13 protein-coding genes and 1 pseudogene are annotated in these 13,288 nt (G+C 36.6%); 2 read left to right on the top strand and 12 right to left on the bottom strand.

The window, feature by feature from the left end:
• Positions 1-571: 571 nt before the first annotated feature.
• The 5 genes and pseudogenes from BM377_RS15555 to BM377_RS15530 form a co-directional block, all read right to left on the bottom strand.
• Complete coding sequence (locus BM377_RS15555) at positions 572-1,069, bottom strand: TIR domain-containing protein (protein ID WP_092250791.1); 498 nt, start codon at positions 1,067-1,069, stop codon at positions 572-574.
• Between the two features lie 12 nt (positions 1,070-1,081).
• A complete protein-coding gene (locus BM377_RS15550; RefSeq protein ID WP_092250788.1) occupies positions 1,082-1,501 on the bottom strand; it encodes a hypothetical protein in 420 nt (139 codons plus the stop codon).
• A gap of 84 nt (positions 1,502-1,585) precedes the next feature.
• Complete coding sequence (locus BM377_RS15545; RefSeq protein ID WP_207646922.1) at positions 1,586-2,143, bottom strand: TIR domain-containing protein; 558 nt, start codon at positions 2,141-2,143, stop codon at positions 1,586-1,588.
• Between the two features lie 43 nt (positions 2,144-2,186).
• Positions 2,187-2,802, bottom strand: a pseudogene (locus BM377_RS16585) (RloB family protein).
• On the bottom strand, positions 2,803-4,065 hold the full coding sequence (locus BM377_RS15530) for an AAA family ATPase (RefSeq protein WP_092250779.1): 1,263 nt from the start codon (positions 4,063-4,065) through the stop codon (positions 2,803-2,805).
• A gap of 367 nt (positions 4,066-4,432) precedes the next feature.
• Here BM377_RS15530 and BM377_RS15525 point away from each other — a divergent pair, with 367 nt between their 5' ends.
• Positions 4,433-4,708: an AbrB/MazE/SpoVT family DNA-binding domain-containing protein gene (locus BM377_RS15525; RefSeq protein ID WP_092250776.1), complete on the top strand. Its 276-nt coding sequence runs from the start codon at positions 4,433-4,435 to the stop codon at positions 4,706-4,708.
• Positions 4,708-4,917: a putative toxin-antitoxin system toxin component, PIN family gene (locus BM377_RS15520; RefSeq protein WP_092250773.1), complete on the top strand. Its 210-nt coding sequence runs from the start codon at positions 4,708-4,710 to the stop codon at positions 4,915-4,917. Before BM377_RS15525 ends, BM377_RS15520 begins: the two co-directional genes overlap by 1 nt.
• A gap of 149 nt (positions 4,918-5,066) precedes the next feature.
• Here BM377_RS15520 and BM377_RS15515 read toward each other — a convergent pair whose 3' ends face one another.
• Genes BM377_RS15515 through BM377_RS15485 form a run of 7 tightly spaced genes read right to left on the bottom strand, consistent with a single transcriptional unit; the run spans position 5,067 to position 12,939 of the window.
• Entirely contained in the window at positions 5,067-6,158 is a 1,092-nt protein-coding gene (locus BM377_RS15515) for a DUF4422 domain-containing protein (RefSeq protein ID WP_092250770.1), read from the bottom strand.
• Between the two features lie 13 nt (positions 6,159-6,171).
• Positions 6,172-7,227, bottom strand: a complete 1,056-nt coding sequence (locus tag BM377_RS15510) for an FkbM family methyltransferase (RefSeq protein ID WP_177223928.1) — start codon at positions 7,225-7,227, stop codon at positions 6,172-6,174.
• Positions 7,228-7,233: 6 nt separating this feature from the next.
• Positions 7,234-8,322, bottom strand: a complete 1,089-nt coding sequence (locus tag BM377_RS15505) for a glycosyltransferase family 32 protein (protein WP_177223927.1) — start codon at positions 8,320-8,322, stop codon at positions 7,234-7,236.
• A gap of 41 nt (positions 8,323-8,363) precedes the next feature.
• Positions 8,364-9,785 carry a CDP-glycerol glycerophosphotransferase family protein gene (locus BM377_RS15500; protein WP_092250761.1) on the bottom strand — a complete coding sequence of 474 codons (1,422 nt, stop codon included), beginning with the start codon at positions 9,783-9,785 and terminating at the stop codon, positions 8,364-8,366.
• Between the two features lies 1 nt (position 9,786).
• On the bottom strand, positions 9,787-10,911 hold the full coding sequence (locus tag BM377_RS15495) for a rhamnan synthesis F family protein (protein WP_092250758.1): 1,125 nt from the start codon (positions 10,909-10,911) through the stop codon (positions 9,787-9,789).
• A 14-nt stretch (positions 10,912-10,925) separates the two neighbouring features.
• Positions 10,926-11,903, bottom strand: a complete 978-nt coding sequence (locus BM377_RS15490) for a methyltransferase domain-containing protein (RefSeq protein ID WP_092250755.1) — start codon at positions 11,901-11,903, stop codon at positions 10,926-10,928.
• A gap of 19 nt (positions 11,904-11,922) precedes the next feature.
• Complete coding sequence (locus tag BM377_RS15485; protein WP_092250752.1) at positions 11,923-12,939, bottom strand: glycosyltransferase domain-containing protein; 1,017 nt, start codon at positions 12,937-12,939, stop codon at positions 11,923-11,925.
• Positions 12,940-13,288 lie beyond the last annotated feature (349 nt).

Genomic DNA, 13,288 nt, shown 5'->3' with positions numbered 1-13,288 from the left:
GCAGACCTCCCTAGGTACCACACGTTTCTTCCTCTCCATCCATCTGCCTCATCTATCATGCATGATTCCGTGTAGTTATGGGGTTTCGACTTGTGCAGTAGCCTTACCCTCATGCATGACCTCATATGAGATTTCTGTTCGTCAGACCAGAGATTTGCCCGTGAGTTAGTATGTTCCTCACATCCAGCTTCCTTCAGATTCCACCTCGCGATGGACACCCTTGCCTTCGGCTATATCCTTCCCACTACCGGGCGAATTCGGGACTTTAACCCGTTGGAAACGTGCGCCGCTAGGCGCACTGCGAAAAAAGGGCCTGCGCTCTCGCGCAAAGCCCTTTTTTGGTCATCTAGGATGGATTTTTGAGTTTGTATGGGGATTCGTTATATTTTTTGACACGATTCATGTATTCTGCTGTCCTATAATAATCTTGGTTCACGCCGGTTCGGGCGATGGGCTTAAAATAGCCGGCGTAGTTCTATATTGCTGGCATGTAATCGCTTGTGTCCGCGCAGCATAGGATTCAATGATTGGGCAAAAGCCTATATGTTAGTAGTACGTATAATTAAAGCAATCATAATCTAGCATTTTTTATAATAATTGCTCGTTCTACCCATTTATCTAAGTTTTCATATCCATTATCAATCCTATAATCATATATCGCGTCTGCTACTTCGTCAAAATACGCTGGCTTACCACTGGAATAATAACCAATAACCGTATGTCGATTACAAGGAGAACACACCATTCCTTTAATATCTGATAAATTATTTATATATACACCGATAATAGCGTTATTCTTATGAAGACTCTTGCATATTTCATATTGTACATACTCTCTATATAAAGTCTCAGCCCCTATTAGTACTATCGTCGCAGATGTACCATCCAACTGAGAATCTATCCAGTTCTCCACTGCCTTTTTTCCAGTACGTTTTATTTTTTCAAACTCAGCATGATCTATAATTCCAGACTGAATTTGATTTCCATATGTAACCCACCTGTTTCTAACTTGATTAACCCTAAAAATATCATTTTCATAATGGAAACTATAAAAGACACTTCTTGCCATACTTTTTTCACCTTAAAAGCCAACAACGTGATTAATAAATACTATAGATAAACTACCTATAATCAATAACAAATAAAAAACAATCTCCGTAACGGAGAAAAAGCAACAAATATATCTATTCTTTTTTTCATAAAAGTCCTTTATCGACACCGTCATTGAAAAATCCACATTTTCCTCTGCCGTTTTTCTTGCTTTTTCATATAATGATCTATATAGCCTCTCTTTTTGTAAGTAAAAAGCATCCAACCCCCAAAAGAAAAGAGTCGAAACTAAAACTGCAACTATAAGTAATAAATCTAGATTATCTCGCGATAAAGCAAATATTCCAACCACTGATAACGCAATGTTCCAGCCTTTTAGCATAAAAGAATTACTAGCCATTCTATTGATTACACCTTGTATCATCTCTAAGTATTTAATTTTATTTTCCATATGATAGCTAACCCCTCCTTTTTTATAAGTACTCCGTGCCTCTAAATAAGAATCACATTCGCTTAACTATATTATACCGCTCTTTCATATCTCTTTTTTTAATGCAATATCTATGTACCTTCCAGGATTTTGGGTAAATGAACAATAATCAACCAATGAACAATACGAATCATAGTCTTCATCAAAGAATAATGAAGAATAATCTTTTTTGTTTTCACGTTTAATATTCATCATGTTTCTTCGAAAAAGGTTATTCACATTTTGTATTACTACACCTGAACCATAACTATCAAAAAGCATTCTTTTTGCTTCAGGAGTATATACAGCAACCAAACCATTAGTACGATTATTTTCACGTTCTTCTAATGAATATCTTATCTCATCATACATCCAGTCATCATATCGCCCAAGCCAATCCATTTGATGATTAACTGCAAGCGGAGTAACTAATATTATTGTAACACTAGAACGTTTTAATTTGTTATACAGATACTTTCTTATTGTTTCTTCAGACATTTTAGATCGATCTTCATCTTCGGAATAATCAACCGTGTCCTCATATCTATCAAACAATTTCGATAATTCTTCCTTATACTGGATTCCATCCTTATATCTAAATGAAATAAAAACATTACTCGCCATTACTTATACCCCCCCCTTTCATATATATGATATTTTTTAAAAATCACTCCAGCTCCTCTATAATCTCCACCACATCACTCATAGGATTGCACTTGACGCTCCCCCATTCAGTCCCTATCTGCTTGTAATACGCCTTGAGCTGCTTAATGCGTTTCTTAGCTTCTTCCAGATTTGGACGAAGAACCTCCGCGATATCCATACTCTCTTTGTATCCGTCAATGTACTTAGTAAGCTCTTTCTTCGGTTCCTTACTGTCTTTGAAAGGATGTGTAGTGTAGACAAAGTGCAATATGAACCATACTTCAATACAAGGATTTGATGCTATGAATCTTACATTCTCTTTTTTTCTGAAGCCTTTTTACTGTATTTATCTTTTTCTCATCAAGGTCCATATCGAGAACAATATATGCTTTATCGCCCTCTTTGGTCGACAGTTCATTCTTTTTCCAATATGAATCCATGCAATTAAGCATTCCCTTTGGATCTGTGTCCAATCCGGTATTAGCAAAACGAATTACGTACTTTCCATGCTGTTCACGAAAAGATGCAAAATACGCATATTCTGTCTTATTTCTACCTTCTGCAGCGATGACGATAACCGGTTTTCTTTGTCGCTTGACATCATTTCTCTTTTTCTTTTGAAAAGATCTATCTGCCATTTAGAATACCTCCTCCCCACACAGGAATGGAATTGCACCATATCTTCCAAGCAAATAGCCCTTTTCTATATTCTCTGTCTTCCTGACAGAAAACTCATCTAATGAATATAGGTCAGTTACACCGGTCTGATAGTCTTTCTCTGTAAAGTAAATCTGATCCCTTCTGAACATATCAAGCGTCAATATTCCTGTTTCATGGGTGGTTACGATGAGCTGAGCCCCTTTGCCATTGATATCACGGTCCCTAAAGAGATTTATGATAAATTTTACAAGGATGGGATGCATACTCTTATCTATTTCATCTAGGATAATGGTTTTACCTTTCTCAAAAGCGTCCTTAAGTATCGGCCCATAGAAGAACAGAAGCTGTGTTCCGAGAGACTCTTCCTGAAGCGTCAACTTAAACTCCTCTTTTTCCCCATCTTCCTTGGTTATGATATGCCCGGTTGTGATTTTCATCTCAAAGTGTTTGCTCTCTTCAAGCGGAAAAGGCTTACCTTGCATGAGGATTTGAAGTGGAATATTATTCGCCATGATTTCCTTTGCATCAATACTGATGCTACTTATATTGATATCCGCCTGTTGAAAAAGTTTCTTTGTAAAATTCACATATCCTTCAGTCTCGTCAGTACGATATTTATCGAACGCAAACCCGCTAAGCGTCATTACATCGGTAAATGTATCGATAGAATCCGCCAACCACTCGAATGGAATCTTGGTACATTCCACATTCCAGTTTGTTGCGGTTGCCAAGAATAGCTTGTTCGGCGTATTCATCTCATATACTGTCTCAAGCTTGGTTTTATATGATCTGTTAAATTTGGGTGTCTCACCCTCTTTTAGATCAAATAAGAGCGTGGGCTTAGCAGTTCCGTAGCGATACAGATACTCTTCCGTAATCTTCTCTGTTGTCGCACTAAAGCCATATATATATTTCTTGTTGTCTCCGGCAACAAAAATAAACTCAAATGATGTAGGTTTATTAACGGATTCTGCATCAAACTTGAATGGAATAACCGGTAATTTGTCCGTCACCTGTACGTTATTCGAGTTTCTGACCATCAGTATCGCGACAGTTATCGCCTTGAACAGGCTACTCTTTCCCGACGCATTGGCTCCGTATATTGCCACAGTATTGACCGCACTGCACTTGCCTTTTTCAACTATATTTTCAGGATGCTCAGAATCTTTTGACGGCTCCATACTAAGAAAAACCTTATCTCTGATAGACATATAGTTTTCAACAGAAAACTGAATCAACATATCCTTTCCCCTTTCTAATGCACACTACTCTCATACCAATATGATAAACGCGTTATATATCATTTTCAACAATATTTTTGTGATTTTTGCAAATTTCATTCAAATTTTAGGTTTATTTTGTACAGGAATGACATGACTTGACGAATGTTTTATTCTATCCTATAATCCAAGTCAATTCTTTTATCCATGTATATATAGTTGTTCATATACATGAGAATACAGCGCAATCGCGCGAATTATTCCACATTTATCAAATAATAATGGAGGTGTTTTAGCAACGAATACGATAAAAGATAATATTATTGACAGTTTCCCGCATAATTGGTATCTTTTAAGTAAGAAAATCTTACCAGAAAGGAGAATCCATATGTCAGAAATCATTACCGAAGTTACATCTGTTTCTTCAAAGGGACAAGTCGTTCTTCCAAAGAATATCAGGGACGCTCTTTCATTGGATATCGGTAGCAAGCTGATTGTTTTTACAGATGGCGACAATATATTACTCAAGCCAATAATCGCTCCGGATCTCAACGAGTTTAACAATCTTATGGAAAAATCCCGTGAATGGGCTGAACGTGTTGGCATGAAAGAAAGTGATATTGATGAAGCAGTCTCCGCCGTCAGGAAAAGGAGAAAATCCTGATGCGAATAGTTTTAGATACAAATGTCATTGCTTCTGCTATTTTCTTTGGCGGTAAGCCAAAAGAAGTTGTTGATCTCCTAATGAATGATAAAATAGATTGTTTTGCAACTGTAGAAATCTTCGAAGAATATATGGAAACTGTAGAATACCTTAGAGAAAAGCATTCCAAAAACGCTCCCAGAATTCATCGAATGCGCCTTGGACGCTAAATGCTATTATATTGTAAGCGGAGATAAAGACCTTCTTGATGTCAAAAAACACAAAAGCGTTCAAATAGTCACCGTTTCTGAATTTCTTGATCTGTTCAATCTCTACTCTAACTAGATATTTCTTTTTGTCTTAAAAAATTTTCCTATCCTCACACATACATCCTGCACTCTTTATGTGCAATCTTGAGCTTATCCCTGTTCTTCATAAAATACAACGTCTCCAGCGTCTCGACCATATAGCCGATGTAGCGATCAGAGCGTTCACTGCCCTTGGGAACAGAAAGCTCCTCAACGCGCGCAAGCACAGGGAAAAGCCAATCACAGTAGTCTTTAAGCACCTGTTTCTTGGCAAGGATCACGTTGTAGTTGTACATGTACTGCTGCCCCAAGACCTTCGGAAAATACTCCGCGTACTCAGGCCAAAGTTCTTCCAGCGCCGTCAAAAGAGCCTTCCAGTCCGTGTCCTTTAAATATCTTTCATGATGCTTGTTGATATCCGGCTCGTACATGAGCGGATAAGGAAGCAAAACATCAATGTCGTTACAAAAGAGCTTTCGCAGATCATCCTCCGTAAGTTCAAAGCTTCGCCTGTACTGCGCAAGGCCGAAGTAGTCGGAATCTTTGATATCTTCGCTCTCGTCGCATAATCTATTCTTCCAAATCCAGTAAAGCCCCGTAATCTCGCAGTAGTTCCCGTTCTTGGCTGAAATATTATCCCCCGTATCATCCGTAATATCAGCAATCCGCTCATCGGTGTTTGCCGCACCAACCTGGATCGCATGCATATATCCGGGTCTTACGATCTTGGTCTTAAGTTCTTTATCCTTATGGGATCTTGCGTAGAAGATATTAAGTCCTGCAGACTTCGTTCCATTTGCAGGATATGTAGCAAGCGGATTGAACTCACCACGCTTTGCATGAAACGCATCCATCAGCTCACCCCAGCGTTCGCCGGTAAGTCTACTGTGATTGCTAAATCCATATCCATCAAGCGTCTCCTCTATCTCCTGCTGGACATTCTCCGGCGTAGCGATAATGACCTCAAGCTCTTTTTTCTCCTCATCAGAAAAAGACGCAGAGACTTCCGCAACCTCTCTCACCGGAATCTCCGCAATCACAGTCGGATTCCCTTCAAGGCTCGAAACCATGAAGAAAGGAATCTCCCGCTCCGGATATAAAGTTTTCATCGCTTCATAGACGCCAAGGGCATAGCCCTGGGCGCCGAAGATTACGAGTTGCATAGATTCTCCTTAATCAGAATGCATATAAAACTGTTTCATTATCCTTGTAAGAATAATGTCTTATGTAGAATCGATATTCCGGATTATACTTCAGGATTAACTCAGGAATTTCCCAAATATCCTGCGGTTTATGGTATACGCAGATTGCCAGCTTGGGTTTATTCTCGGTTATTATTCTATTTGCTCCCTTTAATGCCTCCAATTCAGCACCCTCTATATCCATTTTGATAAAAGTCACACCTTTATCTAGTAAAACATCATCCAGCGCGACAACTTCAATGCTATCTCCGGAATCTGCTCTTTCATTATTATCGGGAATATGTGAAACACTATTTCCGGTTGATACAAAACCTAAGCGTCCACCGCAACTCCAAACTCCTTTATCTATTAGTTCGTATTTTGAAACATCTTTATTCTTAAGAATTCTATGTATCCTGGATATATTAGTCGCATCGGGCTCAAAGCAGTATGAGAATCCATTCCCGCCACACCATCTATCGAAGAAATATGCAGAAAGTCCGTCATAGCAGCCGACATCAGCAAAAACTTCACCGTTAGTATTATGTGGTAATTCTTGCAAGTCAAAATATTGTTTCCCTTCCGACATATCAAACAAAATAGCCCCATCGATTATGTTTTCACTAGGTATTCCTTTTTGAATCAATTCATCTCGAATTTCCTCGTAATAAACACGCGACGAAATAACGACCTTATAATCGCCGGCAATTTCAATAAATTCATCTGTACTGATTAAAGATATTCCCTGAAATTCCTTTCCTCCGGGATTCTTATCAACTACATATTTCCATGCTATCTCTTTAGTATGGCGAATCAATTCACGTCCCCAATAACCGGCCGAATACAATGCGACTTTTTCACCGCATGATTTCAATAGCCCATAGAAAGTCCTCCACTCAGAGCTTTCAAGAACATCTTTCTCATATTGATTCCCCAGCACCTGCAAATATGATTCTTCCCCTGTAAGACTATATATAAGCCTTTTTTCAAAGATTTCTTTTGATTTTTCATCTGATAATCTGTCATAAATATCCTTAAATCTGTTTATCATAGTCATTCACCTGATCCTATCTTTCCATTTCTCATAAGCTGCTTTATTGATTGCATGACGTTCAGAATTAATATTGTGAACAGATACAGTTCTGTTCGTATAACAATCTTCCATTCCCGCGAAACAAATAGGCATAAATAACTCACGAGGGAAGCAGACAACATCGCAAATTTTCTGATAATGATTCACCAGCTTATAGCCATTGCCAATAAAACATTTTGTCTCAAAATATGTATTGTAATTCCTTTTTGGATTACCGCTTTCATCCAGAAAATGTTCATCTTCATAACATTTCATTAAGTTTCTGATCATTGGATGTCTTGGAATCGCGCCTAAAGCTGATCCGGAATTAAGCTGCGCATTCTCTTCTATTCCTATAAACGCTCTGTTATACAGAAGATCATCCAATGGTTTTAGTAATTCAACATCTGTATCAAGATATATCCCACCATGTCTATATAGAACATCCATCCTCGCATAATCGGTTACATACATCAGATACTTACTTCCGGATTGATAAGCCTCCCTTGTATAAGGTATTGCACCAAAATCGTAGTTTTCCTCATTCCATAGACATATCTCATAATCCGGATTAAGTTTTCTCCAGCCGTCTATATTCCTTTTATACTCGTCAGGAATCGATTTCCCTCCAATCCAAAAATAATGTATTTTTTGCGGAATCAAAGGAGCGCTCTCACTTTTAAGACTAAAATCATCAGGATGTTGGTTAAGGCAGATCATCGGCCATAGATACACTATAGCTCCATCAAATTTATCATTATCATCCAATGAATTAACTATAGGTGCCGAAAAAACCGGGGTTAGAAGAAATACAGGGTTAGATTCGAGACAATTATTTTCATTACAATAATTATCCCAATTTTTGATGTTTATTTCATCATCACCTATTCTTATAGAAGTGTTATTTAACTTCTCATTTGCATCTATAATACATGTCACATGTCCTTTCAAGACTTCGTTCCAAAAAGACTCAAGAAGCAACTTACATGACGCTCCTGCTCCATACAAAAATATCTTGTTATGTTTACTAATAAGCTCTTCGATTGTAGACACATCATTATATATCTCTACCATTTCACAATTCCTTATGTAGCAAAACATATAGCCATGAATGTTTACTTGATTATAGAATAAATTCTTTCACAAACTCGCTCTGAGGCTTTACCATCATCATAATTGCCAAACTCACTCATAAATTGTGACAGTTTATTGGCATAGTCACACTCATCAAAATTCAAGATGATATCAGTCAAACCATTCATATCACATGCAGACGGATAAGGCATTTTATCCGGAGCAACATAAAAATCTCTTCTTTCCTTCATTTGCTGAAGATCCGGTTGATATAGAAAAGCCGGATTTCCGGAAAAAGAATAATCATAAATACATCCTGAATAATCTGTAATCAAAACGTCAGTAGTAGCAAGTATTTCTTCAAAATCATCATAGATGCTCACATCTATATACTCTGTTTTATCCATAGCATAATCAATATGATTGTTTAACGGATGCTTACTGACACACACCACACACTCTTTTCCAAATCTCTCCCGTATAGCTTCTTTAACGGAACACAAATCCAGATTATAATAATCTGTGTTTCCGTCATCTCTAAAAGTGGGAGCATATAAAACAATCAACTTATTATCAGATATGTTCATATTATTCCGAACTTTTCTAATCACATTAGAGCCATTCCAAAAAACGTCCTGTCTGGGAAGTCCTGATTCAAGTATTTCTCCTGAATACCAAAATGCATCCCTATAAAGCTTACTATAAAATTCACTCCCCGAAATAAAAAGATCGACCATTCCGGAATCTCTTTTTCCCATTTCAATAATTGCCTCAGAAGCCCTTCCTTCAAGATCCCCCTCGACTTTTTTAAAAGGTGCCGCCCCATGCCAAGTCTGTATATAGTATTGACCTTCTCTCTTTTCTACTTCATCTGTCTTTCGGACATTATCAATCCATATCCCTGATGTTGCCAACTCTTTATAATAATCGTATGTTCCAATCTGAACAGTTCTTATTCTTTCAGGAAAATGATGATTTGCTCCTGTAACTCCCCATACAATATCAAGTTCATTATCTATGTCTTTCTTTATTAACTGCTCAGCTATATACTTGGGGTTACATCCATATCCTCCACCATGATAATTCATCATAAATATCTTATTTTTTTCCAAAGGATACTTATAAAGTTCATGGTATAGGTTTCTTCTTAACTCTTTTGCTTCTCCTATAATATATTGTTTAAATCCGAGTTCTGTAGCAGTTTTCAGCACCGCAGCAACTGTTTTCTCATGAACAGCAATAATAAGTAATGCATCAGGATATTTAACCCGCGCTGAAGTTACACTTATCACAGGGATATCATGTTTCTCTAACGGAGCGCCATTGGTATTAGTCACAGCAAAAGCTCTGATTTTTTTTTGCTGCGAATTCATACTCAAATAAGCGTACAGCAGGTCTGCCACTGATCCCGCGCCATATACTATTATTTCTTTTGCCCTACTTACTTTGTCATCTAAAAACATATCAATTTACCTGCGGGTAACAAGGTGTAAATATATTTACTCTCTTTACGCGCATACCAATAAAGTCAATAATCTCATCGCAAATATTTTTATATTCCTGAGCAATAATAATTCCGTCTGTATCTTTAATATCTATAGAATCAAACTCAATTACAGAATCATCTTTAGCTTTTGTCACAACAAAGGCCTCATATGTCAGTCCTTTGCTCGTTATATAATCAGCAGTGATATGTCCCCAGTTTCCTGAACCATATATAAATACCCGCCTATGTGACTTTACGAATTCTTCCAATCTTTCAAAATCATAATACGGCCCAATAAGTCCTTTTTTCTTGTATTCTTCTACATAATCCGTTATAAGCGAGGCATCATAATCACAATGCTTCTTTATGTAGTCAAGGGCTTTTAGAGCATTAACCAACGCCCTATTCTTTCCATAAAAATTTGTTTTTTTAATGATTGGTATTCTGCCATCCTTAATCAACTCATACGCAAATGTATTGTATGGATTTGCACCATGGCGGATTGGAACATTAGTTGAATCCATATAAGAAGCACCAATATATCCAATATTATTTAGTAAACCATTTATTCCAAGTTCAAAATTCGCTATTGTCTGTAATTTATCGTCCTTATAGCTATATTCTTCCCAATATTCCTCAAATCTTGGATCATGTACAATTCTATCCTTAAAACACAAGAAATAACTCTGTATGTGCTGCCCAAAACATCCCACTTCTTCCAAATCTCCTCCGGGATGCCTTGTTATCCCCCAAAAATCACACTTCATTAAATCCATTACCCCAAACATTTCTTCAAAAGGATAAAGTGGTCCAAAATATGTATCATTAGTGAGAATCAACTCATCATATTCTTTAATTCGGTTCCATGTTATAAAGCGAATCAATGCATCTTTATATGCTCCGGCATCATAGCCTATATTTTCACGATAAAATATATCCTTGGCATACGCTGTAACATACTCTTCTCCTGATACTATATGGCTAAAGTTACACACCACAAATATATCTGAAGCAAACTTGCTAAGCTCAGAAAGCACTTTACCAATATATGGATTTACTATGTTCTGCTTATCATAAATAACGTATACACAAACTCGCTTCATAAATTTTTACTACCTTACTTTTCTCCTATCACAAACCAATTGTTGTATAACTTTCCGGACGATAGTATTTTAACTCCAAGATATCGGCAAATATTTTTCAGTAAGTTCTCATCAAATACATGCTGATGCAAGCATCTATTATCGTAATTATGTTCTGCTCTCTTTGCGAACTCCTCTTTAGATGCAATTCCATCATCCATTTCATAATCATGCTTATCCAATATTTCTTTCAAATGAGTAAGATCCTTTTCATCAGTATTATTTTTGTAATCGTCTATGAGATGAACAAATTCTGTCACTGACCTATTATGATCAAAGCAAGTGTCCTTATTGGGTACTATAGTAAGAATAACTCCGCCCTTTTTCACAATTCGTTTCATCTCAGCCATAGCTTTTATTGGATTGGCAGTATGTTCCAAAATATTAGAAGACATACAAAAATCATATTTCTCATCATCAATCGGACTAAGATTAGTTGCATCGGCTATAATAACTTCTCCAATTCGTTTATCAGCAACAATAAAACCTTTCCCTGTATTTTTCCACCATACCGTATCGCCCGAGAAATTAACTCCATCGCACGTTTCTACAACATCATATATGCAAGATTCAAACAATTTGCTCGGGCCGCCTATTTCCACACCACTGCACCCTACAAATCGTCCGGACATCAACCTTTCTTTAAATACGTTCGCCTGTATGTCTTCTATAGATTGAAATCTGCTTGCATCAATATTGAATTCAGATATTAGTTCTTTTTTAATCTCATCGTAGTACTTGTCACTTGTGATAATAATATAATCATATTCTTTGAACTTATCGCTTCTTTCTATAAACGAGAAAGAAGTCTCTTTTCCCTTGCTTAAATCTTTATCGCTTACTTCAACGTTTTCTGCTGATAGTACAATTTCAGGAAGTAAGAAATCATGAAAAAAAGGTGCATAAAATCTCGGCCCCATTCCATATATCAAAACATGTTTATTCTGCATCATTCCCTCCTCATCATAGCAATTAATGATTAGTCATCGCTTTACTGTATCCTCTTGTGCACAACAGCCATTTGTTTTTATATAAGTTTTGATCACTAATATCCGGTATAAAATCATTTTTCCAACATACATATGGTAAGCTTATCTGATCTCTGTATGAAAAACGTTTCAACTCAGTCCACCAATCATTCATCAAATTAATAACTGTTGAATCATTATGTTTTCTGATAATGCACCCGGTTTCAATCAATCCATTATCTATAGGATATCCTTGGCTGTTATAATAAGTTATCTGATCGATAATATCTTTTTTTATTCCTATTCCATATGAAATAAGCTTGGCAGCCTCATCATATAAGCATTTTCTTTCAAAATGAGGAAAGCAAAGCATCGGCTTATCTTTCTGAAAAACACCAATGTATTCTCTGATATCTCCAATTACTTGAAATTTCCCATCTACCCATACACTAGTATCACATTCCTTTAAATATTTATTAGGGAAAAATTTAATATGTCTAGCCAAATGGATATCGTCCAGGCTTGTATCAGAAATATAATTCATCTCCCATTTATCAGATTTTATTTCCCTATTATTAGTAAAACATACATATCGTATTCCCGGCGCAAAATAACAAGGATCATTTAAATTATCATAGTTGCCGGTAATAGCTGTATATACAACAATTTCATCATCAAAGATTTTTTTCTTTATTATCTCTTTTGTGGAATAAGCTTCTGAATATCTTTCTCTTGTGTATAAGTAACGAACGTAATCTTCCGGCCTAAGTATTTCTGCTTTAATTCCTATATCATTAAGCTGAGTTATTATTTCTTCCGCGTAAACGCTAGCTACTACAACACAGTCACACTCATACTTATAAATCTCATTAGGAGGAATAACCGAAATATCTTCGTAAGTAGTATTCCAAAATTTGTCGTTGTTATCCGTAAAGGCGATTACTTTATCCAGATTTCTATCTATTCTTGTTTTAAAAAAAGTTTTGCCCGTGTTCCCTAATCCGAAAATAATAACTTTCATATTATTTATTTCCCCTACTATTAGTATTAGTCATAGTCTTTCTTTACCTTTTCAATAGGTTCGACTATGCTGTTTAAGATGCTGTGGATTGGTTGTTTTCTCCTACCGCATAGACGGTTTAAGTAAGGCTCCAACCACAGTCTCTTTGTTTATTTGTTAATCAGTTAGTTACCGCATGACGGTTTATCAAGAAGTAGGTTACGATTGCAAGGAGCCCTGTGGATTTGAAACAGTATCAATACTATTTTTCGGGAGGTTCTATATGATCTATGTAGGAATTGATGTCGCTAAAGACAAACACGATTGCATTATCAAAAACTCTGTTGGGGAAGTTGTTTCCAGAACATTC

Origin of the sequence: Butyrivibrio sp. INlla21 (genome assembly GCF_900116875.1) — a bacterium.
Classification (GTDB): domain Bacteria; phylum Bacillota; class Clostridia; order Lachnospirales; family Lachnospiraceae; genus Butyrivibrio.
Note: the sequence above shows the minus strand (reverse complement) of the source record. Positions and strands in the feature narration are given on the sequence as shown.

What these genes read in the sequence shown, in the direction of transcription:
- BM377_RS15545 (WP_207646922.1), bottom strand. Translation starts at nt 2,143, where the DNA reads ATGGCGAGTAATGTTTTTATTTCATTTAGATATAAGGATGGAATCCAG.
- BM377_RS15520 (WP_092250773.1), top strand. Translation starts at nt 4,708, where the DNA reads ATGCGAATAGTTTTAGATACAAATGTCATTGCTTCTGCTATTTTCTTT.
- BM377_RS15490 (WP_092250755.1), bottom strand. Translation starts at nt 11,903, where the DNA reads ATGATGCAGAATAAACATGTTTTGATATATGGAATGGGGCCGAGATTT.
- BM377_RS15510 (WP_177223928.1), bottom strand. Translation starts at nt 7,227, where the DNA reads ATGATAAACAGATTTAAGGATATTTATGACAGATTATCAGATGAAAAA.
- BM377_RS15550 (WP_092250788.1), bottom strand. Translation starts at nt 1,501, where the DNA reads ATGGAAAATAAAATTAAATACTTAGAGATGATACAAGGTGTAATCAAT.
- BM377_RS15495 (WP_092250758.1), bottom strand. Translation starts at nt 10,911, where the DNA reads ATGAAGCGAGTTTGTGTATACGTTATTTATGATAAGCAGAACATAGTA.
- BM377_RS15530 (WP_092250779.1), bottom strand. Translation starts at nt 4,065, where the DNA reads ATGTTGATTCAGTTTTCTGTTGAAAACTATATGTCTATCAGAGATAAG.
- BM377_RS15505 (WP_177223927.1), bottom strand. Translation starts at nt 8,322, where the DNA reads ATGGTAGAGATATATAATGATGTGTCTACAATCGAAGAGCTTATTAGT.
- BM377_RS15500 (WP_092250761.1), bottom strand. Translation starts at nt 9,785, where the DNA reads ATGTTTTTAGATGACAAAGTAAGTAGGGCAAAAGAAATAATAGTATAT.
- BM377_RS15555 (WP_092250791.1), bottom strand. Translation starts at nt 1,069, where the DNA reads ATGGCAAGAAGTGTCTTTTATAGTTTCCATTATGAAAATGATATTTTT.
- BM377_RS15525 (WP_092250776.1), top strand. Translation starts at nt 4,433, where the DNA reads ATGTCAGAAATCATTACCGAAGTTACATCTGTTTCTTCAAAGGGACAA.
- BM377_RS15485 (WP_092250752.1), bottom strand. Translation starts at nt 12,939, where the DNA reads ATGAAAGTTATTATTTTCGGATTAGGGAACACGGGCAAAACTTTTTTT.
- BM377_RS15515 (WP_092250770.1), bottom strand. Translation starts at nt 6,158, where the DNA reads ATGCAACTCGTAATCTTCGGCGCCCAGGGCTATGCCCTTGGCGTCTAT.